Origin of the sequence: Burkholderia sp. BCC1985, from assembly GCF_905339915.1 — a bacterium.
In the GTDB taxonomy this organism is placed as follows: Bacteria; Pseudomonadota; Gammaproteobacteria; order Burkholderiales; family Burkholderiaceae; genus Burkholderia.
This window is the reverse complement of the sequence record NZ_CAJPGY010000005.1, coordinates 149,502-173,513: the sequence shown is the minus strand read 5'-3', so window position 1 is coordinate 173,513 and position 24,012 is coordinate 149,502. Positions and strand designations below refer to the sequence as shown.

The following is a 24,012-nucleotide window of genomic DNA, read 5'->3' as shown; positions in this document are numbered from 1 at the left end:
GGAGCTTCCCCGCCATTTCCGTCCCCGCGTGACCGCGCGGGGAAACAGGCGGGCACGACGGCGATCAGCGTTTAATGATCGTTTTCGTGGTAATGGTTTTCGTGATGACGATGGCGCGCGCACCCGCACGGGCAGTGTTGCCGTGGAGTTTCAGGACCGGGGAGATCAGGGAAATCAGCGCCATCGTTCGAGTCTACACAAAGCCGGTTGCCCGCACAACGGCCAACCGCGCGCGAACCGGCCGATTTCGCGGCCGGTTCGCGCCCTTTTCCATCTTGACTGCCCGTTGCCTTGCTGCGCGCTTACAGCGCCGCGACCACCGCGTCGCCCATCGCCGCCGTGCCGACCTGCTGGCAGCCCGGCGTCGCGATGTCGCCGGTGCGATAGCCTTGTTCGAGCACCGTTTTCACGGCGCGCTCGATGCGATCGGCCTGCTCCGCGCGATTCAGCGAGTAGCGCAGCAGCATCGCGGCCGACAGGATCGTCGCCAGCGGATTCGCGATGCCCTTGCCCGCGATGTCCGGCGCCGAACCGTGCGACGGCTCGTACAGACCCTTGTTGTTCTTGTCGAGCGACGCCGACGGCAGCATGCCGATCGAGCCCGTCAGCATCGACGCCTCATCCGACAGGATGTCGCCGAACATGTTGCCGGTCACGATCACGTCGAACTGCTTCGGCGCCTTCGCGAGCTGCATCGCCGCGTTGTCGACGTACATGTGCGACAGCTCGACGTCCGCGTATTCCTTCGACACGTCGATCATGATGTCGCGCCAGAACTGCGACGTCTCCAGCACGTTCGACTTGTCGACCGACAGCAGCTTCTTCGCGCGCTTTTGCGCGGCCTGGAACGCGACGTGCGCGATGCGGCGCACTTCCGGTTCCGAGTAGCGCATCGTGTCGAAGCCTTCGCGCGCGCCGGCGAACGGGCCGTCCGGTGCCGCGCGCACGCCGCGCGGCTGGCCGAAGTAGATGTCGCCGTTCAGTTCGCGCACGATCAGGATGTCGAGGCCCGCGACCAGTTCCGGCTTCAGCGGCGACGCATCGACGAGCTGCGGATAGCAGATCGCCGGACGGAAGTTCGCGAACAGCTCGAGATGCTTGCGCAGCCCGAGGATCGCCTGCTCGGGGCGCAGCGCGCGCTCGAGCGAGTCGTACTTCCAGTCGCCGACCGAGCCGAACAGGATCGCGTCCGCTTCCTTCGCGAGTTTCAGCGTCGCGTCCGGCAACGGATGACCGCTCGCCTCGTAGCCCGCGCCGCCGACCGGCGCCTGCTCGAGCTCGAACTTCTCGTCGAGGGCGTTCAGCACCTTGACCGCTTCGTTGACGATTTCCGGACCGATGCCGTCGCCGGGCAGCACTGCAATCTTCATGCGTTATTCCTGACTGGATAGGTATGGGTGGCAGGTCGGCGGGCGCACGTCACGCGCGCCCGCCCGAAGGCAATCTCAGCCGACCAGCTTGTTGTTGAGCCACGGCTGCTTCGCGAGCCGCTCGGCTTCGAACTGGCGGATCTTGTCCGCGTGACGCAGCGTCAGGCCGATGTCGTCGAAACCGTTCAGCAGGCAGTACTTGCGGAACGCGGTGATGTCGAACGCATACTCGCGGCCGTCGCCCGTGCGCACGACCTGCGCATCGAGGTCGATCGTCAGCTGATAGCCGTTGAACGCATACGTGTCGTTGAACAGGTGATCGACCTGCTGCTCGGTCAGCACGATCGGCAACAGCCCGTTCTTGTAGCAGTTGTTGAAGAAGATGTCGGCGAAGCTCGGCGCGATGATCGCGCGGAAGCCGTACTGCTGCAGCGCCCACGGCGCGTGCTCGCGCGAGCTGCCGCAGCCGAAGTTCTTGCGTGCCAGCAGCACCGATGCACCCTGGTAGCGCGGCTGGTTCAGCACGAAGTCCGGGTTCAGCGGGCGCTTCGAGTTGTCCTGGCCCGGCTCGCCGTGGTCGAGGTAACGCCATTCGTCGAACGCGTTCGGACCGAAGCCCGTGCGCTTGATCGACTTCAGGAACTGCTTCGGGATGATCGCGTCGGTGTCGACGTTCTCGCGATCGAGCGGCGCCACGACGCCGGTATGTACAGTGAATTTTTCCATGATCCGTCTATCCGGTTGGAGGGCCGGCATTCAGCCGGCGCACATCGACAAATTCTCGGTGGGCGTCAGTCCGCGGCGCGCTGCAGCGCATTGCCGGCGGCGTTGACGTCCTGGCCGAAGCCTCGGACGGTATTGCAGCCCGCGAGGCCGAAGCCCAGCCCCGCGAGCGCCAGCGCGGCCACCAGCCGCGCGATGAGCTTCGATGCCGTCACGCGTTACCCCAGCTGGCGAATGTCGACGAAATGGCCTTCGATCGCCGCCGCCGCCGCCATCGCGGGGCTCACGAGGTGCGTGCGACCGCCCGCGCCTTGCCGGCCTTCGAAGTTGCGGTTCGACGTCGACGCGCAGCGCTCGCCCGGCTCGAGCCGGTCGGCGTTCATCGCGAGGCACATCGAGCAGCCCGGCTCGCGCCATTCGAAGCCCGCATCCGTGAACACCTTATCGAGCCCTTCGCGCTCGGCCTGCGCCTTCACGAGGCCCGAGCCCGGCACGACCATCGCGAGCCGCACGTTCGACGCGATGCGGCGGTTCAGCTTCTTCACGACGTAGGCGGCTGCGCGGATATCTTCGATGCGCGCGTTCGTGCACGAACCGATGAAGATCTTGTCGACCTTGATCGACTCGATCGGCGTGTTCGGCTCGAGCGCCATGTAGGCCAGCGCGCGCTCCATCGCGTCGCGCTTGACCGGATCCTTCTCGCGCTCGGGGTCCGGCACGCGACCGTCGATCGACGTGACCATTTCCGGCGACGTGCCCCACGTGACCTGCGGGACGATCTCGGCCGCGTTCAGCTCGACGACGCGGTCGAACTGCGCGCCTTCGTCCGACTTGAATTCGCGCCAGTACTCGACGGCCTGGTTCCATTCCGCGCCGGTCGGCACGAACGGACGACCCTTCAGGTAGTCGATCGTCGTGTCGTCGACGGCGACCATGCCCGCGCGCGCGCCGGCTTCGATCGCCATGTTGCAGACGGTCATCCGGCCTTCCATCGTCAGCGCGCGGATCGTCGAGCCGCCGAATTCGATCGCGTAGCCCGTGCCGCCGGCCGTGCCGATCTTGCCGATGATCGCGAGCACGATGTCCTTCGCGGTACAGCCGCGCGGCAGCGTGCCCTCGACCTTCACGAGCATGTTCTTGCTCTTTTTCTGCAGCAAGGTTTGCGTCGCGAGCACGTGCTCGACTTCCGACGTGCCGATGCCGTGCGCGAGCGCGCCGAACGCGCCGTGCGTCGACGTGTGCGAGTCGCCGCAGACGATCGTCATGCCCGGCAGCGTCGCGCCCTGCTCCGGCCCGATGATGTGCACGATGCCCTGACGCACGTCGTTCATCTTGAACTGCGTGATGCCGAACGCATCGCAGTTCGCGTCGAGCGTGTCGACCTGCAGCTTCGAGACCGGATCGGCGATGCCGTGGCTGCGATCCGTGGTCGGGACGTTGTGGTCCGACACGGCCAGGTTCGCGCTGATGCGCCACACCGGGCGGTGCGCGACGTTCAGCCCTTCGAACGCCTGCGGGCTCGTGACTTCGTGCAGCAGCTGACGGTCGATGTAGAGCAATGCCGTGCCGTCGTCCTCGGTGTGGACGACGTGGGTATTCCACAGTTTGTCGTAGAGAGTCTGTGCCATGGGTATGCGGGGTCGTTGTGACTACAAGCCTTGCGGATGCGGTCGATTATGCCACGCAGAACGCGCCGCGGCGCGGGCGCGGCGCGAAAAAACCCATTAAAAACAGTGGTTTGGCTGGTAGTGCCAATACCTGTATCGGCATTACCAGCCAAACGGGGAACGTCAGCCGTTCGGGTATTCGCGGTTGATCAGCGCGAGCCGCAGCATGCCGAGCTGCACGCCCGCGCTGCTCAGCAGGTAGAGATCGCGACGCCGCAATGCGGGCAATTGCGCGGCGGCGTCGTAGAACACCGGCAGCGTCAGCCCGGCCGGCACCGCGGCCTGCATCCCCGCGGCGCTCGACACGCGCACGGCGAGCGACGCCTGATCCCGATGCGTGACGATGCCGACCTTGCCGAGCGCCGCGGCCGAGCCGGCCTGTCGGACGATCGCGGCGACGACGCCGTCGGGGGTCGGGATCGGGCTGCCGGCGGCCGGTGCCCGCGTCGCGATCGACGTCACGCCGGCCGTCAGCCCGTATTTCGACGCGAGCACGCTCGCGACCTCCTGCTGCGCGTAAATCGGCGCCGCGGCCTTTTGCCGAAGCTGGAACACCGCATCGGCGATCGCCTCGTTCACCGGGCCCGGGACGGGCGCGGCACCGGACGCGCCCGCGCGGCTGCCGAAGCCGAACGCGGCGATCGTGTTGATGGCGGCCGCATCGACGCCCGGCGGCGTCCATGAGAACAACGTGTCGAGCAGGTAGCCGGTCTCGTCGGCCGCGGTCGCGCGATCGTTCAGTTCGTCGGTCAGCTTGCCGAGCATCTGGCGCTGGAGTTCCGCATCGGACACGGGAGCACCGCTCGCGCGCGCGGGCGCGACGGCGGCGCACGATGCAGCGAGCAGCGAAGAGGAAGCGAGGAAATGGCGGCGGGTCGTCATGGTCATGAGATTCGAGTGGAGAGCGGCAGGCGTCAGCCCTTCGGAAACGCCTGCATCGTCGCGGCGATCGCGCGGCTCAGCATCTGCGCATACATGTCGTGCACGAGGTAGAGGCTGCGGTTGCGCGTCCACGGCTGGCCCGATTGCGGGTCGTACACGGTCGGGAGCGGCACCTCGGCGACGGCGGCCGCCTTCATGCCGGCCTGCTGCGAGGTCTGGATGCAGCGCTTCGCATGGTCGCGATGGCCGACCACCGCGACGGTGCCCATCGCAGCCGCACCGCCCGCACGCGTAACCGCCTCGGCCGCGACGCCGGCCGTGCTCAGGTACACGATCGTGCCGTCGCTCGCGATCACCGGTTCGACCGACGACAGCACGTCGGCGCCCATCCCGTATTTCGACACGAGAAAGCGCGCGATTTCCCACTGCGCGTAGACCTTGACCGGCTTCAGCTGGCGGATGCGGTATACGACGTCCGCGAGCGCTTCGTTGACGGGCCCCGGATCGGGCAGCGCGGACTGGTTGCCGCCCGTGCTCGACGTGTTGCCGCTCGCGGCGTTCGGGCGATTGCCGAAGCTGTACGCGACGATCGCGCCGATCTGCGCGGCCGGCACCGTCGGCAGGTCCCAGGTGAAGCCAACATCGGTCAGCGCGGGAAGGATCGCGTCGACCGTCGCCGCATCGCCGAGCTGCGCGTTCAGCTTCGCGGACATCTGCGCGGCCAGCGCCGCATCGGTGAGCGGCGCCGACGCGACGTCGTCGCCACCGCATGCGCTCAACAGCGGCGCCGCTGCGATGCCGGGTGCGGCGGCAAGGAATTTTCTGCGTGAAGCAGTCGATGCATTCGAATTCATAAGAAATGCGAAACAATGCGAATCGCATGCGGCGGCATGGCGCGGCGGTGCAATTCGCGGGGTCACGGGAAATGGCAATCTGGCGAATCGCGGAGATCCGCGACGGGCGGCAGCGTCGAAGCGTGAAACGCAGCACGACGCTCCGTCGATTGACGATGCGCGATCGTAGTGCGCGTTTATTAAATTGCGGTGAAGCTGTCGCACACATGCCGACGATCGCCGCGCCGTTTCACCGGCGGACCGATTCGTTTCATCAGTGGTGAGATCGTGGTGCCGCCGTTTCATCGATGGCGCGCGACGCGATTCGCAGGCAGGGTCGCACACCGCCGGCCGAGCTGCGGATTTCGCGCTACGATGGTGCAACGCGCATGCCCTCGTTCCCACGATCCGCACCCCGGAGCCCACGACGATGAAGCTCGGCATCAACGAATCGCTCGCCCGCCTCGACGATGAAGGCACGCTGTTCACCACGCTGTTTCGACACGGCACGCTCGACATCGAGCTGTACCGGCCGCGCGGCGAGGATCTGCAGACGCCGCACACGCGCGACGAGGTCTACGTGATCGCCGCCGGCACGTCGCGGTTCATCGTGGACGGGCGCGAATGCGGCGTCGCGACGGGCGACGTGCTGTTCGTCCCCGCATTCGCGGCGCACCGCTTCGCCGGCTTCTCCGACGACTTCTCGACCTGGGTGTTCTTCTACGGCCCGGAAGGCGGCGAGCGCGACGAGCGCGGTGCGTGACGCGCGGCAAGCACCGCACTTCCCGCACGATCTCCTAGACTGTCTATTCGCAACGGGCGGCGCGCGACCGCCCTTCCCGCCATCACGATGCTGGCATCGCCCGACGCATCGACCGGACAGGAGCACTGCATGCGATACGAACTCTATTACTGGCCCGAAATCCAGGGCCGCGGCGAATACGTACGGCTCGCGCTCGAAGCGGCCGAGGCCGACTACGTCGACGTCGCGCGCGAATCGGGGCGCGGCATGGGCGTGTCGGCGATGATGCGGCTGATGGACAGCACGAAGGCCGAATGCGTGCCGTTCGCGCCGCCGTTCCTGAAGGCCGGCGACGTGGTCGTCGGGCAGGCCGCGAACATCCTGCTGTTTCTCGGCGCGCGGCTGGGGCTCGCGCCCGACGACGAAGCCGGCCGGCTGTGGGTGCATCAGCTTCAGTTGACCGTCGCCGATTTCGTCACCGAGATCCACGACACGCATCACCCGATCGGCAGCGGCCTTTTCTACGAGGACCAGAAGGCCGAAGCCGCCGAGCGCGCGGCCGATTTTCTCGAACACCGGCTGCCGAAATTCCTCGGCTACTTCGATCGCGTGCTCGCGCAGAATCCGCACAAAGGCGGGCACATCGCCGGCAGCGCGCTCAGTTACGTGGATCTGTCGATCTTCCAGCTGATCGAAGGCCTGCGCTACGCGTTCCCGAAGGCGATGAAGCGCGAGGAACGCAAGGTCGCGGGGCTCGTCGGGCTGCACGACCGCGTCGCGGCGCATCCGCCCGTCGCGCGTTATCTCGAGTCGGAGCGCCGCATCCCGTTCAACGACATGGGCATCTTCCGGCACTACCCGGAGCTGGACAAGTAGTGGCGCCACGCCTCCCGCGTGGGTGGATTTCATGAAGGCGCAGCGGCAGCACGCGCGCTGAACGCGTGCTGCCGCTGCGCGTCGTCACGCCTGCTTCACCGGAGCCGGCCGCGTTGCGCGAGCCGGCCCCGTCGCCGCGCATGCGCCGCGTCACGCTCAGTGCGGTTGACCGTGCCGCGCGACCGCCGCATCGACGGCCTCGACCGAGCGCGTGAGCCACGGCCCGATCTCCATCTCCTCGTAGCGCACGAGCCGGCTCTTGCGCACGCGGCGATACGCCCACCAGATCGCGACGAACAGCGGGATCCACACATAGATCGACAGCACTTCCATCCAGTCGACGCGGGCGGCGAAGAACGCCTGGTAATCCTGCCCGAGCGAGATCACGATGCAGATCGCGATCGCGAACAGCGGCCCGAGCGGGAACCACTTCGCGCGATACGGCAGCTGCTCGAGCCGGTAGCCCTGTTTCAGAAAGCCCTTGCGGAACCGGTAATGGCAGACGGCGATGCCGAGCCACGCGATGAAGCCGGTGATGCCGACCGTATTGAGCAGCCACAGATAGATGCTCTGGTTGTTGGTCAGCGACGTGAGGAAGCACAGCCCGCCCACCGCCATCGTCGCGTACAGCGCGTTGCGCGGCACGCCGCCCGGCGACAGCGTCGCGAACATCGCGGGCGCACGGCCTTCCGCCGCGAGGTTGTACAGCATCCGCGTGGCCGCATACGTGCCCGAGTTACCGGCCGACAGCACGGCCGTCAGGATCACGAGGTTCATCGCGCCCGCGGCGAGCGGAAAGCCCGCATGGCTGAACACGAGCGTGAACGGGCTGACGCCGATATCGGTCACGTCGCTCTTGAGCAGGTTCGGATCGGTGTACGGCACCAGCAGGCCGATCACGAAGATCGCGAGCACGTAGAACAGCATGATCCGCCAGAAGATCTGCTTCACCGCACGCGGGATCGTCTTGCGCGGGTTTTCCGATTCGCCCGCCGTGATCCCGACCAGCTCGGTGCCGAGGAACGAGAAGCCGGCGATCAGCGCGACGCTCATCATCGCATGCACGCCGCCGACGAACGGCGCGTCGCCGGTCCTGAAGTTGCGCCAGCCGACCGGCTGCCCGTTGCCGAGCAGGCCGGCCGCGATCAGCAAGCCCGCCGCGATGAACGCGATCACGGTGACGACCTTGATCAGCGAGAACCAGTATTCGGATTCCCCGAAACCGCGCACGGACAGCGTGTTCAGCAGGAAGATCAGCACCAGGAACCCGGCGCCCCACCACACGCCCGGCACCGCCGGAAACCAGTAGCGCATCACGATCTGCGCGGCGACCAGCTCGATCGCGATCGTCACGGCCCAGCTGTACCAGTAGGTCCAGCCGAGCGCGACGCCGAAGCCTTCGTCGACGTACTTCTCGCCGTAGATCGCGAACGAGCCCGACACCGGCATCAGCGCGGCCATCTCGCCGAGCCCGGTGACGACGAAGTAGACCATCAGTCCGATCGCGATATACGCGGCGATCGCCCCGCCCGGCCCCGCCTGCGCGACCGACGCGCCCGACGCGACGAACAGCCCCGTGCCGATCGAGCCGCCGATCGCGATCATCGCGATGTGGCGGCTCTGCAGCCGGCGCTTGAGCGCCGTTCCGGACGGCGCGGCCGTCTGCGCTGCCGCTTGCAAAGCATCCATAGTGTTCACCCTGTTGGATTCGGGCCGCTCGAATTGATTCGGAATACCAATCGATCGGCCCGGTTATTCGCGTCAAAAAATGGTCCTGCCGCCGGGTCGCGCGTCCGATGCCGGCGGCCCGGACGCGCACGGCCGCGTCAGACGACGCTGCGCTTGATCGCCTGCAGCTCGGCCGTCGTCACGATCTTCTCGATCCGGAACCGCGGGCTTTCCAGCCACGCGTTCGCGATCCGCCGGTATTCGTCGAGATCCTCGCACGCGAGCCGCACGAGAAAATCGAACGTGCCGCTGACGAGCCAGCAATCGAGCACGGCCGGATTGGCCCGCATCTCGTCCTCGAACGGCGCCTGCGAACGCCCGTGGTCGGCCAGCACGATCTGCGCGATCACGACGATCGGCTTGGTCGCGCGCGGCGCCTTGATCACCGCGCGGTAGCCTTCGATCACGCCGAGCGCCTCGAGCCGCTCCACGCGCGCCTGGCAGGGCCGCGGCGTAAGGTTCACGAGCTCGGACAGCTTTCGGTAGGAAATCCGCCCGTCGGTACGCAGGATGTCGAGGATCCGGAGATCGATCTTGTCGAGCTGCATCTTCTTGTCGGTCATCCGCGTTCGCTCCGGTCGGGTCGTGGCTGGTGCGCGGAGCGTCTCCTCCGGTTCCGCGCGGGGGCCACATTATCCGGCCGAAGCGGCCGCGCGCCAATCGGCTAGAACCGCAGCGACAGGCAGGTCAGGCCGCCGTCCATCTTGCGGAACTCGCTCGTGTCGATCACGTGCAGCGGCATCCCGAGCGACTGAATCGCGTCGTGCACGCGCGGATAGCCGGCCGGCGTGATCAGCGTGCCGTTCACGCGCAGCGTGTTGCCGGCGTATTCGTCGGCGGCCGAGATCGCGATGCGGCGATAGTCGGCGAACGCCGGATGCGCGGCCAGCGCCTCGGTCACGAGCAGCGTGTCGTCGCCGAGCGCGTTGACGACCGATTTCAGATGCAGCCCCGCGCCGACCGGCACCGCGACGACCGAATAACCGTAGCGCGCCACCAGCGACTCGAACGCGGCGATGCCTTCGGCATCGGTGCGGCCCGTCAGGCCGATGTAGAAGCGCTTGCCGACCTGCATCACGTCGCCGCCGTCGAGACGGCCTTCCTGCATCGGCAGCAGGTCGCGATGCGCGGCGAGCGCCGCTTCGATGTGCACCGTCTCGCCGCGCCGCGCGGGTGCGCCGGGACGCGTGATCACCGCGAATTCGGGCGTGACGACGGCGACGTCCTCGACGAAGTGCGAATCGGGAAACGCGTCCAGCGGCGGCAGCTCGGTCAGCTCGACGCCGAGCCCGCGCAGCGCGTCGCAGTACGCGTGGAACTGCGTGAGCGTCTTGTCGTAGTCGGGCGCGCCGAGCGCGGCGGTGGTGAGACCCGCGCCGCAGGACGGCGCGGGACGGCGAACGATCGCTTGCGTGAATTGCATCGACTCCTCCATGGTCACGCTGCCCCCGTGCGACGCACGGGGCAGCTGCGTTGTGTCCGGACCATTATCGGAAGCCAAATTGCGCAATTCGCGTCGAATTCGGGCGCGCCCGCAGCCGATCGCGTCGAATTGCAGGCGGGATGCAGCGGATTCGGCAGACAGCCGCCGGGCGCGGTGCAAACGGCCGTTCCGCGCGGTGCGGATGCGGCCGATGCATGCGGCGCGTCCGTCATGCGCCGACGGGCGCGAACCCCATTTGCGCACAGCCCAGCGGCGTGAGATCGCCCTCGCCGCCGCGTCCGTCGAAGTCGACCTCGAAATGATCGGCCGGGAAATCCGGCGGGCTGTCGCCGCGCAGGAACGCGAGCCGCTGGCGCTGCAGGTACGCGTCGTTCTTCGCGCACCCGGGCGCGGCGGCGATATACATCACGTTGCTGTCGCCGCTGCCGCGATGCGCATCCTCGACCGCATGCACGACGTCGCCGTGCCAGAACACCGCGTCGCCCGGCTCCATGTGCGGGATCGGCACCAGCGCGTCGAGCAGCGGCGCGTGCCATGCGGGCAGGATCGACAGCGCGCGGCCCGGACGCGCGCCGCACAGGTCGTCGTCGGCGACGTCGTCCTGCAGCGCGCGCAGCACGACATACGCCATCGCGTTCGCGACCGGAATCAGCTGCAGGGTGCCGTCGCCGGGCCCTTGCGGCGTCAGCGCGGTCCAGCCCTGGAACGTGCGGAACATCGAGCACACGGCCGGCGACGGGATCTCCTCGACGTCGGGGCGGAACGCCGCGTCGAACGGATCGTAAGCGCGCCAGCGGCCGGCCAGCACGTGACGATAGACCTGCCGGAAATTCGCGCCGAGCCAGCGTTCGACGGAGCCGCCGTCGACATGCGGCGACAGCCCGAGCGACGTCGAACCCGGCGGCCGGCGGCGGATCCGGTCGGCGTAGGCCGGCACCTGGTCCGGGTCGAAATGCCTGCGCGCGGCGTCCGCATGACGCCACAGGCGGTTCAGGAACACGCGCGCCTGCGTGAGGGCCGGCGACTGCCGCGCGGCCACCTGCGGCTTCGACCAGTAGACGCCGTAGATCTGCGGCTTGCCCGATGCGAGATTGCCGAAGTAGCGGTCCTCGGCGCGTGCATGCAGCCGCTCGGCGAAGCGGTTCGCATCCAGATAGGCGCCGATCTCGTCGTTCCAGTCGCGCGCCTGCTGCGCGTCGAACACGCCGCGGATCACCGCGGCGCCGTGCGTGCGGATCGCGGCGATCGCCTGCGGATCGACGGTGCCGTTCGCGATATCCGCGAATCGCAACACCGGGATCACGTCGCGGCCGTGCGCGTACGCGCGACGGATCGCGTCGACCTGCCGCGCGATATCGCCCTCCAGTTCGCGGAACGTGGCCGCGTAACCGGGCAGATCGGCACGCAGCGCCCTTTTCGCCGTGCGGATCGCAACCGGCAGATCGTCAATCGTCAGGTGCATCGTCGTCTCCTCGCTGAATCGTGTGGTGATGAGCATTCAGCGTACGGCGGACGCATCGCCGCCATCGACACTATCCGGCCAACTATCGATACAATCCTGACAAACCGCTCGCTACTCCGGACGATGGCAGACCACGCACAGCTTGTTGCCGTCCGGGTCGCGGAAATACGCGCCGTAGTAGTCGGGGTGATAGTGCGGCCGCAGGCCCGGCGGCCCTTCGCAGGTGCCGCCCTGCTGCAGCGCGAGCGCGTGGCAGCGGTCGACCTGCGCGCGGGTCGGCGCGTCGAATGCGATCGTATGGCCGTTGCCGGGTTCGGGCGCGCGGCCGTCGAGCGGCCGGCCGAGGAAGAACAGCGGCCGGTCGGTGTCGGCCGGCATCCAGCCCGACCAGCCGTCCGGCTCGCTGAACTTCAGCCGCAGCCCGAGTTCCGCGAACAGCGGCGCGTAGAAGTCGTACGCGCGCGCGGTATCGCTGACGCCCACGCAAACATGTGAAAACATGGCATCGCTCCGTCGTGACGATCAATCACGATCATGCCACGGCGCGCTGCCCGCCCTCGCCCGGAGGCCGCGATGAAACCGCAGTACGAGCACGTGACGTTCGCCCCCGGCTGTTCGATCCGCGTGTACCACCGCCAGCTCGCACGGATTCCGTTCGAATGGCACCGTCATCCCGAGTACGAACTGACGCTGACGCTGAACAGCCGCGGCCAGCGCTTCATCGGCGACCACGTCGCGCGCTATGCGGACGACGATCTGGTGCTCGTGCCGCCCAACCTGCCGCATACGTGGTCGTCGAATGCGCGCATCGATCGCGCGGCGCCGGAAGTCGCGCTCGTCGTCTGGTTCGACGGTGACTGGGCACGACGCGTGGCCGACTGCTGCCCCGAGTACGCGCCGCTGCGCTCGCTGCTGCGGCGCGCGGCGCCCGGCCTCGCATTCGACGCCGATACGGCCCGTGCGATGCGCGCGCGGCTGCCGCAGTTGCTCGACCCTTCGCCGCGCATTCGCCTCGCGGCCGCACTCGACACGCTCGCCGATCTCGCGGACGCCGGCGGCGAACCGCTCGCCACCGCGCAGGCCTACGATCAACCCGATGCAGCGTCGCCGTCCGCGAACGCCGCCGCGCCCGAAGCCGAGCGGCTCGATCGCGTGCTCGACGCGATCGACCGGCAGTTCCACGAGCCGCTGCGCGTCGATGCGCTCGCGACCGTCGCGCACATGTCCGAACGCACGCTGCAGCGGTTGTTCGTACGGCACCTCGGCGAAAGCGTCGGCCGCTACATGCAGCGGCTGCGGCTCGCGCATGCGTGCCGCCATCTGGTCGGCACCGACTGGCCGATCGCGACGGTCGCCGCGCGCTGCGGCATTCCGAACGCCGCGAACTTCAACCGCCAGTTCCTCGCCGCGCGCGGGATGACGCCCGGCGCATACCGGCAGTTCTTCGCGCAACACGGCCACGCGCCCGACAGCGACACCGGCACCGACTCGCCGCCGCTCGACACACGCCCGCCGTCGCTGGAACGCCGCGCCGGCTCGGGCCAGCGTCGGCCGCGCAAATGAAAACACCCCGGCGGGATGTCCCACCGGGGTGTCGGGGCGTTGCGGTTGCCGGACGCGAGCGGCCTTGCGGCCGTTCGCGCCGCGCACGACTTAACGTGCGTTGATCGGCTTCGCTTCGCGCGGCGTGTCGCCGATGAACAGCTGACGCGGACGGCCGATCTTCTGTTCCGGATCCGCGATCATTTCGTTCCACTGTGCGATCCAGCCAACCGTACGTGCCATCGCGAAGATACACGTGAACATCGACGTCGGGATGCCCAGCGCGCGCTGGACGATACCCGAGTAGAAGTCGACGTTCGGGTACAGCTTGCGCGACACGAAGTATTCGTCTTCCAGCGCGATCTTCTCGAGCTGCATCGCGAGCTTGAACAGCGGGTCGTCGTGCAGGCCGAGTTCGTTCAGCACTTCGTAGCACGTTTCGCGCATCAGCTTCGCACGCGGGTCGTAGTTCTTGTACACGCGGTGACCGAAGCCCATCAGCTTCACGCCCGAATTCTTGTCCTTCACCTGCTTGATGAATTCGGGGATGTTGTCCGGCGAACCGATCTGCTCGAGCATGTTCAGCGCGGCTTCGTTCGCACCACCGTGCGCCGGGCCCCACAGACACGCGATACCGGCCGCGATACACGCGAACGGGTTCGCGCCCGACGAGCCGGCCAGGCGGACCGTCGACGTCGATGCGTTCTGCTCGTGATCGGCGTGCAGGATCAGGATGCGGTCGAGTGCGCGGACGAGCACGTCGTTGACCTTGTACTCTTCGCACGGGTTCGAGAACATCATGTGCATGAAGTTCGCGCTGTACGACAGCGAGTTCTTCGGATACACGAACGGCTGGCCGATGCTGTACTTGTACGCCATCGCGACGAGCGTCGGCAGCTTCGCGATCATGCGGATCGCCGACACTTCGCGGTGACGCGGGTCGTTGATGTCGAGCGAGTCGTGGTAGAACGCGGACAGCGCGCCGACCGCGGCGACCAGGATCGCCATCGGGTGCGCGTCGCGGCGGAAGCCACGGAAGAAGAAGTGCATCTGCTCGTGCACCATCGTGTGCTTCGTGACGGTGTCGACGAATTCCTTCTTTTGCGCCGCGTTCGGCAGCTCGCCCTTCAGCAGCAGGTAGCAGGACTCGAGGAAGTCGGCGTTCTGCGCGAGGTTGTCGATCGGGTAGCCGCGGTACAGCAGTTCGCCCTTGTCGCCGTCGATGTACGTGATCGCCGAATTACAAGCTGCCGTCGACATGAAGCCCGGGTCGTACGTGAACTTGCCGGTCTGGCCGTACAGCTTGCGGATGTCGATCACGTCCGGGCCCATCGTGCCCTTGTAGATCGGCAGTTCGACGCTCGGCGAGTTGTCGCTGAACGATAGCGTGGCTTTAACATCAGACGGAGTCATGGCACATCCTCAATCGAAAATAGAAACGGGATTCGATAACGGGCACAGCGCGTTACACCTTGGCGTTACACGTTGCGCAGCATCTCCAACAGCCGGTGAATGTCCTGGCTGTCTAGGTCGCCCTCTGGTTCCTTGCGCGCGAGGAGCAAGTCCATCAGGTCGTTGTCGCTCAGATCGAGCAGGCGCGACAACGCGCCTACGTCTGCATCGGTGAGGTCATGCTCGTATCTGCTGAAGAAACGCTCGAATACGATGTCGTTTTCCAGCAGACCCCGCCGCGCGCGCCAGCGAAGGCGCGCGCGACGGTGCGGGTCGGATTGATGCGATTCGTCGCTCATCAAACTTTAAACCGCGCGGCGAACCATCAGTTCCTTGATCTTGCCGATCGCCTTCGTCGGGTTCAGGCCCTTCGGGCAAACGTCGACGCAGTTCATGATCGTGTGGCAACGGAACAGACGGTACGGGTCTTCCAGGTTGTCGAGACGCTCGCCGGTGGCGGTGTCGCGGCTATCCGCGATGAAGCGGTAAGCCTGCAGCAGGCCGGCCGGGCCGACGAACTTGTCCGGGTTCCACCAGAAGCTCGGGCACGACGTCGAGCAGCTCGCGCACAGAATGCACTCGTACACGCCGTCGAGCTCGTCGCGTTCTTCCGGCGACTGGAGACGTTCCTTCTCCGGCGGCGGCGCGTCGTTGATCAGGTACGGCTTGATCGAGTGATACTGGTTGAAGAAGTGCGTCATGTCGACGATCAGGTCGCGCACGACGGGCAGGCCCGGCAGCGGACGCAGCACGATCTTCTGCGGCAGGTCGTTCAGGTTCGTCAGGCACGCGAGACCGTTCTTGCCGTTGATGTTCATCGCGTCCGAACCGCACACGCCTTCGCGGCACGAACGGCGGAACGACAGCGTCTCGTCGACGGCCTTCAGCTTGACCAGTGCGTCGAGCAGCATGCGCTCATGCTGGATCTCGAGCTCGTACGTCTGCATGCGCGGTGCCGCGTCCTTGTCCGGATCGTAGCGGTAGACTTCAAAAATGCGTTTTGCCATTTCGGATTCCTTTGACTCGGCTTAGAACGTGCGCGGCTTCGGCGGCACGGAGTCGACCGTCAGCGGCTTCATTTGAACCGGCTTGTAGTCGAGGCGATCGCCTTCGCTGTACCACAGCGTGTGGCGCAGCCAGTTGTCGTCGTCGCGGTGTTCGTAATCGCTGTGCGCGTGCGCGCCGCGGCTTTCCTTGCGCGCTTCCGCCGACACCATCGTCGCGCGGGCGACTTCGATCAGGTTCTCCAGCTCGAGCGCTTCGACGCGCGCGGTGTTGAACACCTTCGACTTGTCCTTCAGGTGGATGTTTTCCACGCGGGCCTTCAGGCCGGCCATCTGGTCGACGCCTTCCTTCAGCAGCGCCGACGTGCGGAACACGCCTGCGTGCTTCTGCATCGTCGCGCGGATGTCGTTCGCGACGTCCTGCGTGTACTCGCCCGAGCTCGACTTGTCGAGCTTGTTCAGACGCGCCAGCGAGAATTCGCCTGCATCGGCCGGCAGCGGCTTGTGTTCCTTCTGGTTCTTCACGTGCTCGACGATGTGGTTGCCGGCCGCACGGCCGAATACCACGAGGTCCAGCAGCGAGTTCGTGCCGAGGCGGTTCGCGCCGTGCACGGACACGCACGAGCACTCGCCCACTGCGTAGAAGCCGTTGACCGGATCCTTGTGGCCGCGCGACGTGCCGACGACCTGACCGTGGATGTTGGTCGGGATGCCGCCCATCTGGTAGTGGATCGTCGGGACGACCGGGATCGGTTCCTTGATCGCGTCGACGTTCGCGAACTTCAGCGCGATTTCGCGGATCGACGGCAGACGCTTCATGATCGTCTCGGCGCCGATGTGCGACAGGTCGAGCAGCACGTGATCCTTGTTCGGACCCACGCCGCGGCCTTCCTTGATTTCCTGGTCCATCGAACGCGACACGAAGTCACGCGGCGCCAGGTCCTTCAGCGTCGGTGCGTAGCGTTCCATGAAGCGCTCGCCGTTCGCATTGCGCAGGATACCGCCTTCGCCGCGCACGCCTTCGGTGATCAGCACGCCCGCGCCGGCCACGCCGGTCGGGTGGAACTGCCAGAATTCCATGTCCTGCAGCGCGATGCCCGAGCGGGCAGCCATGCCGAGGCCGTCGCCGGTGTTGATGAACGCGTTCGTCGATGCCGCGAAGATCCGGCCTGCGCCGCCCGTCGCGAACAGCGTCGTCTTGCCTTCCATGATGTAGACGTCGCCCGTCTCCATCTCGAGGGCCGTCACGCCGAGCACGTCGCCGTCCGCGTCGCGGATCAGGTCGAGCGCCATCCATTCGACGAAGAACTGCGTCTTCGCTTCGACGTTCTGCTGGTACAGCGTGTGCAGCAGCGCGTGACCGGTACGGTCGGCGGCCGCGCATGCGCGCTGGACCGGCTTCTCGCCGTAGTTCGCGGTGTGGCCGCCGAACGGACGCTGGTAGATCGTGCCGTCCGCGTTACGGTCGAACGGCATGCCGAAGTGTTCCAGTTCGTACACGACGTTCGGTGCTTCGCGGCACATGAACTCGATCGCGTCCTGGTCGCCGAGCCAGTCGGAACCCTTGATCGTGTCGTAGAAGTGGAAGTGCCAGTTGTCTTCGCTCATGTTGCCGAGCGACGCGCCGATGCCGCCCTGTGCGGCCACCGTGTGCGAACGGGTCGGGAACACCTTCGACAGCACGCCGACCGACAGGCCCGCGCGCGACAGTTGCAGCGCTGCGCGCAAGCCCGAGCCGCCCGCGCCGACGATCACCACGTCGAACTTGCGGCGCGGCAGGGAAGTTTTGATTGCAGCCATTCTTTACACTCTCCAGAGAATCTGCGCGGCGTAGCCCGCACATGCGAGCAGCCAGACGATGGTCAGCGATTGCAGCAGCAGGCGCACACCGACGGGCTTCACGTAGTCCATCCAGATGTCGCGCACGCCGACCCATGCGTGGTAGAAGAGGGAAAGCAGCGTCACGAAGGTCGCGAGCTTCATCCATTGCGCGGAGAAGATCGATGCCCAGCCTTCGTACGAGAAGTCATGCGCTCCGAAGAACAGGACGAGCAGAATGACCGTGTAGACCGCCATGATCGTGGCGGTGACGCGCTGCGCGAGCCAGTCGCGCAGGCCGTAGTGAGCGCCGACGACGAGGCGCTTCGAGCCGATTCGGTTATTGGCTGCCATTTTCTTAGAATGCTCCGAACAGTTTGAGTGCCATGGCGATCGTCAGCGCGATCGAGACGACAAAGACGACGACGGCCGTCCGCTTGCCGCCTTCCTTCGAGACGGCGTCGTGGTTGACGTCCATCAGCAGGTGGCGAATGCCGGCGCAGAAATGGTGGAGGAACGCCCAGGACAGCGCGAGGACGATCAGCTTGACGACGATGTTGGAGAGGAAAGCCTTGAAGACTTCGAAGCTGAGCTCGGAGGTGAGACTCTGGTCGAAGAGGAACAGCAGGAACGGCAGGAACAGGAACAGCAGCGCGCCGCTGACTCGGTGGAGAATCGACAATGTCGCCGCCAGCGGCATGCGATATTTCAAGGTGATGTCGGCGATTCCGATGTTCCGGTATTCCGGCCTCGGCTTTCTTACTGCGTCAGTCATGCTAGACCCCTACTATGTTGTCACACTAATCCGCGATTTTAGCGCCTTTTTATATCGCGCTGCAGCGAAAGTCTGCTCTGGATCATTACGCGAACGGGAATAAAGGCGGCCCGAAACGTGCTACGCGAAAATGCGAAACCCGCGTGCACGCTGCTTGTGCCGATCCGTCGTCAGCTCAAGTCATTCTGATAGTAATACCCGGTTGTGACATACCAGCCGCGCCGCACTTCCACCGGCCGGTCTCCGTATGTATAGGACACGCGCTCGACCGACAGCAACGGAAAACCCGCCGGCACGTGCAGCAGGTCGGCCACCGCCGGCTCCGCCGCCACCGCGCGGATCTTCTCCGTCGCGCGGATCATCCGCGTGCCGAATTCCGTCTCGAACATCGCGTAGAGCGGGCCCTTGTACTCGCTCAGCCGCTCGAACGTGAGCCCGCGGAACATCGCGCCCGGCAGCCAGATCTCGTCGAGCACCGTCACTTCGTTCTCGAACTCCAGCAGGCGACGCACCTGCACGACCGGATCGGCCGGCTTCAGGTCGAGCTGCCGCGCGATCTCGGCCGGCGCGCGCAGGCGCCGGCATTCGAGCAGGCGGCTCACGTGCGGATGCTCGGCGCCGTCGTCAGCCAGCAGCCGCAGGAAGCGGAACTGCGCGCGATCCTCATTGTGCGTCGCAACAAAAGTACCCTTGCCTTGCCGCCGGACCACGAGGTTTTCCGCGGCCAGCTCGTCGATCGCCTTGCGAACGGTGCCCTGGCTGACCTTGTAACGGGCAGCCAGCTCCACTTCGCTCGGGATGATCTCGCCCGGCTTCCATTCACCGGATTCGAGACTTTGCGTGATCAATGACTTGATCTGCTGGTATAACGGACTGAATGTCGGCGACGGCGAAGCGGCCGGCGCAGGCGCCGGCACGGAATCGCCCGCGCCCGGCTGCCCTGGGCCGCCTGCGCCGGTCGGATTCGCGTTGTTCGCCTGGTTCGATGTCATGGCGCGCATTTCATCACAAACCGCGCTTTTCCGTCCACTCAAATTCCGCAAAACATCTGTCTTATATAAGACATATGATACCGTTTGACTTTGGGTCCATCGGCTCCTACACTCCGGGGCGAGCAAGGGTTCGCGGGTGCAAAATGCGTCCCCGGCTACGTGCCACGGCCGTCTCCAGGTTCACCGCGTCTGCCTTTCGCGAATCCTCCGCCCTGCTTCAATGCAACGCTACGCGTAACGCGCATAGAATGGCGTTTTGCCTAGCGTCCACCGCTTCACCCGTCCTGGAGATTTTCAATGGCTAAGCCCGCAAAGCGCGTTGCCGTCACCGGCGCCGCAGGTCAAATCGCTTACTCCCTGCTGTTCCGCATCGCGAACGGCGACCTGCTCGGCAAGGACCAGCCGGTCATCCTGCAACTGCTCGACCTCCCGCAAGCCCAAGCCGCCGTCAAAGGCGTCGTGATGGAACTCGACGATTGCGCGTTCCCGCTGCTCGCGGGCGTCGTGATCACCGACGATCCGAAGGTTGCATTCAAGGACGCAGACGTCGCGCTACTGGTCGGTGCACGTCCGCGCTCGAAGGGCATGGAGCGCAAGGACCTGCTGTCGGCGAACGCCGAGATCTTCACGGTCCAGGGCGCTGCGCTGAACGAAGTCGCGAGCCGCGACGTGAAGGTGCTGGTCGTCGGCAACCCGGCGAACACCAACGCATACATCGCGATGAAGTCGGCACCGGATCTGCCGAAGAAGAACTTCACGGCGATGCTGCGCCTCGACCACAACCGCGCGCTGTCGCAGCTCGCCGCCAAGTCGGGCAAGCCGGTCGCGTCGATCGAGAAGCTCGCCGTGTGGGGCAACCACTCGCCGACGATGTACCCCGACTTCCGCTTCGCGACCGTCGAAGGCGAGTCGCTGCTGAAGCTGATCAACGACGACGTGTGGAACCGCGACACGTTCATCCCGACCGTCGGCAAGCGCGGCGCGGCGATCATCGAAGCGCGCGGCCTGTCGTCGGCGGCGTCGGCAGCCAACGCGGCGATCGACCACGTGCGTGACTGGGTCCTCGGCACGAACGGCAAGTGGGTCACGATGGGCATCCCGTCGGACGGCTCGTACGGCATCCCCGAAGACATCATCTACGGCGTGCCGGTCACGTGCGAAAACGGCGAGTACAAGCGCGTCGAAGGCCTCGAAATCGACGCGTTCTCGCGCGAGAAGATGGACGGCACGCTGGCCGAGCTGCTCGAAGAGCGCGACGGCGTCGCCCACCTGCTGAAGAACTAAGCAGGCTGCATGGTCGGGCCGCCTCCGGGCGGGCCGGCCACGGCACGGGCGGCGGGGCTGCAGCCGGCCCCGCCGCCCGATCCGATCCGGGCACGTTTTGCCGCTCCAGGCGCCCAGCGCGCGGCCCAGAACGTGCCCGAATCCGATTTTCTCCACGTTGCCCGCTTCCTTGACGTAGAAGAGATGTCCGCGCTCACTCCTGCACAAGTGCTGTACGACGGGGCGTCCCCGCCCGCGATCCTGCCCTGCTGCGATCACTACGCGGGCAGCGAGAAGCTGATGCGCAAGTCGCTCGCGCTCCAGGCCGAACTCGGCCCCGTGTTCGACATCACGCTCGACTGCGAGGACGGCGCGGCCGTCGGCCAGGAAGCCGCGCACGCGCAGCTCGTCGCCGAATGCCTCGGCGGCGCCGAGAACCGCTTCGGGCGGGTCGGCGTCCGCATCCACGACTTTTCCCATCCCCACTGGCGCGACGACGTGCGCATCGTGCTGCGCGCCGCGCGCGCGCCGGCCTACGTCACGCTGCCGAAAATCGCGAGCGCCGCCGACGCGGCCGAGATGGTCGCGTTCATCGAAGGCACGCGCCGCGAGCTCGGCCTCGCGCAGCCGATTCCGGTGGACGTGCTGGTCGAGACGCACGGCGCGCTCGCCCAGGCGGCCGCGCTCGCCGCGCTGCCGCTGGTCGGCACGCTGAGCTTCGGGCTGATGGACTTCGTGTCCGCGCATCACGGCGCGATTCCCGATGCGGCGATGCGCTCGCCCGGCCAGTTCGACCATCCGCTCGTGCGCCGCGCGAAGCTGGAAATCGCCGCCGCCTGCCACGCGCACGGCAAGACGCCGTCGCACAACGTGACGACGGAAGTGCGCGACATGGCCGTCGTCGCCGGCGACGCGCGCCGCGCGCGCGACGAGTTCGCGTTCACGCGGATGTGGAGCATCCATCCCGCGCAGATCCGCCCGATCGTCGACGCGTTCGCGCCGCGCACCGATGAAGTCGCGCTGGCCGCCGAGATCCTGCTGGCGGCGCAGGCCGCCGACTGGGGCCCGACGCGCCACGGCGATACACTGCACGATCGCGCGAGCTACCGCTATTACTGGTCGGTGCTGCGCCGCGCGCGGGCGACCGGCCAGCCGGTGCCGGCCGAGGCCGCGCCGCTGTTCGGCCCGGCCGCCGGAGACGCGCGGTGAGCGCGCGCCCGACACACGAATTTCATCGAATCACCGGGGCGCGAACCCGAGACGGGTTGGCGAAACGACAAAAAACGTAACGGAGCCCGAAAACCTGATATGTGCGCGGCCAAATAGGTGAAAATAGCGGCCGCTGCGCGCTTCCGGGGCGCGTGCAGTTTCAAACCGGCCGGCGGTGTCAGCTGCCGGCCCTTGTCAACTGATTATCGAAAGGTTCTGACTCCATGAAGAAACTCCTGATCGCTACCGCCATCGGCGCCTTGTCCGCCACGATGCTGGTGTCGGCTCCGAGCGCGTTCGCCCAGGATACGGCGACGACTGCGAAGAAGACGGCCAAGCGCCCGGCGCCGGCCAAGCGCATCGTTCCGCGCAGCAAGAAGGCGCAGGCGCGTGCCGCGGCCAAGGTCGATCCGGTACCGGACGGCGCGGTCAAGTGGGCGTGCAAGGACGGCCTGTCGTTCGACCTCGCCGGCGACATGAAGCGTGACCAGGTCGTCACGGTTCACTGGGCGAAGAAGAACTACAAGCTGCCGCGTCAGGCCACGACGACGGGCGCCGACACGTTCTATGATCCGGCAGCAGGCTTCAAGCTGGTCGTGATCCCGAGCAAGGCGATGCTGTTCAGCGACGCGAACGGCGGCGAGCGTCTCGCCGACGAATGCGTGACGCCGGAAATGGCGCAAGGCACGCCGGCTCCGACGCAATCGAACGAGCTGAAGCCGGCAACGAACTAAGCGCGCTCTCCCGAGCTCCTCGATGTCCGCCTCGGTCTCCAACGTCCGCCCCGCTCCGGATACGGTACTCGTCGATATCGTCGACTACGTGCTGAACACCGGCATCGACAGCGCGCTCGCGCTGGAGACGGCGCGTCATTGCCTGATCGACACGCTCGGATGCGGACTCGAGGCGCTGTCCTACCCGGCCTGCACCAAGCTGCTCGGCCCCGTCGTGCCCGGCACGATCGTGCCGAACGGCGCGAAGGTGCCCGGCACGTCCTTCCAGCTCGATCCCGTCCAGGCCGCTTTCGACCTCGGCGCGATGATCCGCTGGCTGGACTTCAACGACACCTGGCTCGCCGCCGAATGGGGTCATCCGTCCGACAACCTCGGCGGAATCCTGGCGACGGCCGACTGGCTGTCCCGCACGGCCGTCGCGGCCGGCAGGAAGCCGCTTGCCATGCGCGACGTGCTCGTCGCGATGATCCAGGCCCACGAGATCCAGGGCTGCCTCGCACTCGAGAATTCATTCAACGCAGTCGGGCTCGACCACGTGCTGCTCGTGAAAGTGGCGTCGACGGCCGTCGTCGGCCGCCTGCTCGGGCTCACGCGCGACGAGCTGATCAACGCCGTGTCCAACGCATTCGTCGACGGCCACGCGCTGCGCACCTACCGCCACGCGCCGAACACCGGTTCGCGCAAGTCGTGGGCGGCCGGCGACGCGACGTCCCGCGCGGTGCGCCTCGCGCTGATCGCGAAAACGGGTGAAATGGGCTACCCGTCGGCGCTCACCGCCAAAACCTGGGGCTTCTACGACGTGCTGTTCGACGGCAAGCCGTTCCGTTTCCAGCGCCCGTACGGCACGTACGTGATGGAGAACGTGCTGTTCAAGATCGCGTTCCCCGCCGAATTCCATGCGCAGACGGCCGCCGAGGCCGCGCTGCAGCTGCACGCGCAGCTCGCCGCGGCGGGCCGCACGACCGACGAGATCAGCCGGATCACGATCCGCACGCACGCGGCCGCGATCCGCATCATCGACAAGCAGGGCCCGCTCGCCAATCCGGCCGATCGCGACCACTGCATCCAGTACATGGTCGCCGTGCCGCTGCTGTTCGGCCGGCTGACCGCGGCCGATTACGAAGACGCGGTCGCCGCCGATCCGCGCATCGACGCGCTGCGCGCGAAAACCGTGTGCGTCGAGGATCCGCAGTTCACGAAGGATTACCATGACCCGGCCAAGCGGTCGATCGCGAATGCGCTGACGATCGAATTCGCGGACGGGTCCACGCTTGCCGAAGTAGCGGTCGAATACCCGATCGGCCATCAGCGACGCCGTGCGGACGGCATCCCGCTCCTGGTCGAGAAGTTCCGGACCAACCTCGCCCGCCGTTTCCCGGCAAAGCAGCAACAAGCGATTCTCGACGTGTCGCTGGACCAGGCAAAGCTCGAAGCGATGCCGGTCGATGAGTACGTCGACTTGTATGTGATATAGCCGTCATCTACAGGACTCTTTG

The 24,012-nt window shown here is 66.5% G+C and carries 26 protein-coding genes; 7 read left to right on the top strand and 19 right to left on the bottom strand.

The features are described from left to right. Positions 1–64: 64 nt before the first annotated feature. From U4Z31_RS06940 to U4Z31_RS06910, 7 genes are all read right to left on the bottom strand, one after another. Positions 65–184, bottom strand: coding sequence for a hypothetical protein (locus tag U4Z31_RS06940; RefSeq protein WP_006756675.1), 120 nt, complete (start codon positions 182–184; stop codon positions 65–67). Positions 185–302: 118 nt separating this feature from the next. After that, on the bottom strand, positions 303–1,370 hold the full coding sequence (gene leuB / locus U4Z31_RS06935; protein WP_321800014.1) for a 3-isopropylmalate dehydrogenase: 1,068 nt from the start codon (positions 1,368–1,370) through the stop codon (positions 303–305). A 75-nt stretch (positions 1,371–1,445) separates the two neighbouring features. Beyond that, complete coding sequence (leuD, locus tag U4Z31_RS06930; RefSeq protein WP_044843811.1) at positions 1,446–2,096, bottom strand: 3-isopropylmalate dehydratase small subunit; 651 nt, start codon at positions 2,094–2,096, stop codon at positions 1,446–1,448. Positions 2,097–2,161: 65 nt separating this feature from the next. Further along, complete coding sequence (locus tag U4Z31_RS06925; protein ID WP_011658379.1) at positions 2,162–2,308, bottom strand: entericidin A/B family lipoprotein; 147 nt, start codon at positions 2,306–2,308, stop codon at positions 2,162–2,164. 3 nt (positions 2,309–2,311) lie between these two features. Continuing rightward, a complete protein-coding gene (leuC, locus tag U4Z31_RS06920) occupies positions 2,312–3,721 on the bottom strand; it encodes a 3-isopropylmalate dehydratase large subunit (RefSeq protein WP_044843810.1) in 1,410 nt (469 codons plus the stop codon). Positions 3,722–3,883: 162 nt separating this feature from the next. Next, positions 3,884–4,642, bottom strand: coding sequence for a Tat pathway signal protein (locus tag U4Z31_RS06915; RefSeq protein WP_321809860.1), 759 nt, complete (start codon positions 4,640–4,642; stop codon positions 3,884–3,886). A gap of 32 nt (positions 4,643–4,674) precedes the next feature. Then, positions 4,675–5,496 carry a hypothetical protein gene (locus U4Z31_RS06910; protein WP_321809816.1) on the bottom strand — a complete coding sequence of 274 codons (822 nt, stop codon included), beginning with the start codon at positions 5,494–5,496 and terminating at the stop codon, positions 4,675–4,677. Between the two features lie 409 nt (positions 5,497–5,905). On the opposite strand from U4Z31_RS06910, the gene U4Z31_RS06905 reads away from it, so the two are divergent. After that, on the top strand, positions 5,906–6,238 hold the full coding sequence (locus tag U4Z31_RS06905) for a cupin domain-containing protein (protein ID WP_321809815.1): 333 nt from the start codon (positions 5,906–5,908) through the stop codon (positions 6,236–6,238). Between the two features lie 129 nt (positions 6,239–6,367). Next, positions 6,368–7,093: a glutathione S-transferase gene (locus tag U4Z31_RS06900; protein ID WP_321809814.1), complete on the top strand. Its 726-nt coding sequence runs from the start codon at positions 6,368–6,370 to the stop codon at positions 7,091–7,093. A gap of 156 nt (positions 7,094–7,249) precedes the next feature. Here the strand turns inward: U4Z31_RS06900 and U4Z31_RS06895 are convergent, their stop codons facing one another. The 5 genes from U4Z31_RS06895 to U4Z31_RS06875 form a co-directional block, all read right to left on the bottom strand. After that, positions 7,250–8,782, bottom strand: coding sequence for an amino acid permease (locus U4Z31_RS06895; protein ID WP_321809813.1), 1,533 nt, complete (start codon positions 8,780–8,782; stop codon positions 7,250–7,252). A 137-nt stretch (positions 8,783–8,919) separates the two neighbouring features. Then, a complete protein-coding gene (locus U4Z31_RS06890) occupies positions 8,920–9,384 on the bottom strand; it encodes an Lrp/AsnC family transcriptional regulator (protein ID WP_044843805.1) in 465 nt (154 codons plus the stop codon). Between the two features lie 101 nt (positions 9,385–9,485). Continuing rightward, on the bottom strand, positions 9,486–10,244 hold the full coding sequence (locus U4Z31_RS06885; protein ID WP_044843999.1) for a dimethylarginine dimethylaminohydrolase family protein: 759 nt from the start codon (positions 10,242–10,244) through the stop codon (positions 9,486–9,488). Between the two features lie 229 nt (positions 10,245–10,473). Then, positions 10,474–11,727, bottom strand: a complete 1,254-nt coding sequence (locus U4Z31_RS06880) for a DUF1479 domain-containing protein (protein ID WP_321809812.1) — start codon at positions 11,725–11,727, stop codon at positions 10,474–10,476. Positions 11,728–11,838: 111 nt separating this feature from the next. Next, positions 11,839–12,228: a VOC family protein gene (locus tag U4Z31_RS06875; RefSeq protein WP_124521913.1), complete on the bottom strand. Its 390-nt coding sequence runs from the start codon at positions 12,226–12,228 to the stop codon at positions 11,839–11,841. 72 nt (positions 12,229–12,300) lie between these two features. On the opposite strand from U4Z31_RS06875, the gene U4Z31_RS06870 reads away from it, so the two are divergent. After that, positions 12,301–13,290, top strand: coding sequence for an AraC family transcriptional regulator (locus tag U4Z31_RS06870; RefSeq protein WP_321809811.1), 990 nt, complete (start codon positions 12,301–12,303; stop codon positions 13,288–13,290). 90 nt (positions 13,291–13,380) lie between these two features. Here the strand turns inward: U4Z31_RS06870 and gltA are convergent, their stop codons facing one another. The 7 genes from gltA to U4Z31_RS06835 all read right to left on the bottom strand — a co-directional run bounded on the left by gltA (position 13,381) and on the right by U4Z31_RS06835 (position 19,319). After that, entirely contained in the window at positions 13,381–14,682 is a 1,302-nt protein-coding gene (gene gltA, locus U4Z31_RS06865; protein WP_014899964.1) for a citrate synthase, read from the bottom strand. A 65-nt stretch (positions 14,683–14,747) separates the two neighbouring features. Continuing rightward, entirely contained in the window at positions 14,748–15,020 is a 273-nt protein-coding gene (locus U4Z31_RS06860; RefSeq protein WP_321799995.1) for a succinate dehydrogenase assembly factor 2, read from the bottom strand. 6 nt (positions 15,021–15,026) lie between these two features. Continuing rightward, positions 15,027–15,728, bottom strand: coding sequence for a succinate dehydrogenase iron-sulfur subunit (locus U4Z31_RS06855; protein ID WP_011658352.1), 702 nt, complete (start codon positions 15,726–15,728; stop codon positions 15,027–15,029). 21 nt (positions 15,729–15,749) lie between these two features. Next, entirely contained in the window at positions 15,750–17,525 is a 1,776-nt protein-coding gene (gene sdhA / locus U4Z31_RS06850) for a succinate dehydrogenase flavoprotein subunit (protein ID WP_044843800.1), read from the bottom strand. A 3-nt stretch (positions 17,526–17,528) separates the two neighbouring features. Next, positions 17,529–17,897 (bottom strand): succinate dehydrogenase, hydrophobic membrane anchor protein, encoded by a 369-nt coding sequence (gene sdhD, locus U4Z31_RS06845; RefSeq protein ID WP_006399546.1) that lies wholly within the window; start codon positions 17,895–17,897, stop codon positions 17,529–17,531. A 4-nt stretch (positions 17,898–17,901) separates the two neighbouring features. Beyond that, entirely contained in the window at positions 17,902–18,318 is a 417-nt protein-coding gene (sdhC, locus tag U4Z31_RS06840; RefSeq protein ID WP_321809810.1) for a succinate dehydrogenase, cytochrome b556 subunit, read from the bottom strand. Between the two features lie 170 nt (positions 18,319–18,488). After that, complete coding sequence (locus tag U4Z31_RS06835) at positions 18,489–19,319, bottom strand: GntR family transcriptional regulator (protein WP_082088449.1); 831 nt, start codon at positions 19,317–19,319, stop codon at positions 18,489–18,491. 288 nt (positions 19,320–19,607) lie between these two features. Here U4Z31_RS06835 and U4Z31_RS06830 point away from each other — a divergent pair, with 288 nt between their 5' ends. The 4 genes from U4Z31_RS06830 (at position 19,608) to U4Z31_RS06815 (ending at position 23,990) form a co-directional block, all read left to right on the top strand. After that, on the top strand, positions 19,608–20,594 hold the full coding sequence (locus U4Z31_RS06830; RefSeq protein WP_044843799.1) for a malate dehydrogenase: 987 nt from the start codon (positions 19,608–19,610) through the stop codon (positions 20,592–20,594). Positions 20,595–20,777: 183 nt separating this feature from the next. Continuing rightward, positions 20,778–21,782: an HpcH/HpaI aldolase/citrate lyase family protein gene (locus U4Z31_RS06825; RefSeq protein WP_321809809.1), complete on the top strand. Its 1,005-nt coding sequence runs from the start codon at positions 20,778–20,780 to the stop codon at positions 21,780–21,782. Positions 21,783–22,006: 224 nt separating this feature from the next. Then, positions 22,007–22,516 carry a hypothetical protein gene (locus U4Z31_RS06820; RefSeq protein WP_175906459.1) on the top strand — a complete coding sequence of 170 codons (510 nt, stop codon included), beginning with the start codon at positions 22,007–22,009 and terminating at the stop codon, positions 22,514–22,516. Positions 22,517–22,538: 22 nt separating this feature from the next. Then, positions 22,539–23,990: a bifunctional 2-methylcitrate dehydratase/aconitate hydratase gene (locus tag U4Z31_RS06815; protein ID WP_124521921.1), complete on the top strand. Its 1,452-nt coding sequence runs from the start codon at positions 22,539–22,541 to the stop codon at positions 23,988–23,990. The last annotated feature ends 22 nt before the right edge of the window (positions 23,991–24,012 follow it).

Bases quoted from the DNA above. Each gene is read 5' to 3' on its own strand.
- leuD (WP_044843811.1), bottom strand. From the start codon at position 2,096: ATGGAAAAATTCACTGTACATACCGGCGTCGTGGCGCCGCTCGATCGC.
- U4Z31_RS06860 (WP_321799995.1), bottom strand. From the start codon at position 15,020: ATGAGCGACGAATCGCATCAATCCGACCCGCACCGTCGCGCGCGCCTT.
- leuB (WP_321800014.1), bottom strand. From the start codon at position 1,370: ATGAAGATTGCAGTGCTGCCCGGCGACGGCATCGGTCCGGAAATCGTC.
- U4Z31_RS06900 (WP_321809814.1), top strand. From the start codon at position 6,368: ATGCGATACGAACTCTATTACTGGCCCGAAATCCAGGGCCGCGGCGAA.
- sdhC (WP_321809810.1), bottom strand. From the start codon at position 18,318: ATGACTGACGCAGTAAGAAAGCCGAGGCCGGAATACCGGAACATCGGA.
- U4Z31_RS06855 (WP_011658352.1), bottom strand. From the start codon at position 15,728: ATGGCAAAACGCATTTTTGAAGTCTACCGCTACGATCCGGACAAGGAC.
- U4Z31_RS06815 (WP_124521921.1), top strand. From the start codon at position 22,539: ATGTCCGCCTCGGTCTCCAACGTCCGCCCCGCTCCGGATACGGTACTC.
- U4Z31_RS06915 (WP_321809860.1), bottom strand. From the start codon at position 4,642: ATGACGACCCGCCGCCATTTCCTCGCTTCCTCTTCGCTGCTCGCTGCA.
- U4Z31_RS06895 (WP_321809813.1), bottom strand. From the start codon at position 8,782: ATGGATGCTTTGCAAGCGGCAGCGCAGACGGCCGCGCCGTCCGGAACG.
- U4Z31_RS06905 (WP_321809815.1), top strand. From the start codon at position 5,906: ATGAAGCTCGGCATCAACGAATCGCTCGCCCGCCTCGACGATGAAGGC.
- U4Z31_RS06880 (WP_321809812.1), bottom strand. From the start codon at position 11,727: ATGCACCTGACGATTGACGATCTGCCGGTTGCGATCCGCACGGCGAAA.
- gltA (WP_014899964.1), bottom strand. From the start codon at position 14,682: ATGACTCCGTCTGATGTTAAAGCCACGCTATCGTTCAGCGACAACTCG.
- U4Z31_RS06910 (WP_321809816.1), bottom strand. From the start codon at position 5,496: ATGAATTCGAATGCATCGACTGCTTCACGCAGAAAATTCCTTGCCGCC.
- U4Z31_RS06940 (WP_006756675.1), bottom strand. From the start codon at position 184: ATGGCGCTGATTTCCCTGATCTCCCCGGTCCTGAAACTCCACGGCAAC.
- U4Z31_RS06885 (WP_044843999.1), bottom strand. From the start codon at position 10,244: ATGCAATTCACGCAAGCGATCGTTCGCCGTCCCGCGCCGTCCTGCGGC.
- U4Z31_RS06875 (WP_124521913.1), bottom strand. From the start codon at position 12,228: ATGTTTTCACATGTTTGCGTGGGCGTCAGCGATACCGCGCGCGCGTAC.
- U4Z31_RS06890 (WP_044843805.1), bottom strand. From the start codon at position 9,384: ATGACCGACAAGAAGATGCAGCTCGACAAGATCGATCTCCGGATCCTC.
- U4Z31_RS06825 (WP_321809809.1), top strand. From the start codon at position 20,778: ATGTCCGCGCTCACTCCTGCACAAGTGCTGTACGACGGGGCGTCCCCG.
- leuC (WP_044843810.1), bottom strand. From the start codon at position 3,721: ATGGCACAGACTCTCTACGACAAACTGTGGAATACCCACGTCGTCCAC.
- U4Z31_RS06835 (WP_082088449.1), bottom strand. From the start codon at position 19,319: ATGCGCGCCATGACATCGAACCAGGCGAACAACGCGAATCCGACCGGC.
- U4Z31_RS06830 (WP_044843799.1), top strand. From the start codon at position 19,608: ATGGCTAAGCCCGCAAAGCGCGTTGCCGTCACCGGCGCCGCAGGTCAA.
- sdhA (WP_044843800.1), bottom strand. From the start codon at position 17,525: ATGGCTGCAATCAAAACTTCCCTGCCGCGCCGCAAGTTCGACGTGGTG.
- sdhD (WP_006399546.1), bottom strand. From the start codon at position 17,897: ATGGCAGCCAATAACCGAATCGGCTCGAAGCGCCTCGTCGTCGGCGCT.
- U4Z31_RS06870 (WP_321809811.1), top strand. From the start codon at position 12,301: ATGAAACCGCAGTACGAGCACGTGACGTTCGCCCCCGGCTGTTCGATC.
- U4Z31_RS06820 (WP_175906459.1), top strand. From the start codon at position 22,007: ATGAAGAAACTCCTGATCGCTACCGCCATCGGCGCCTTGTCCGCCACG.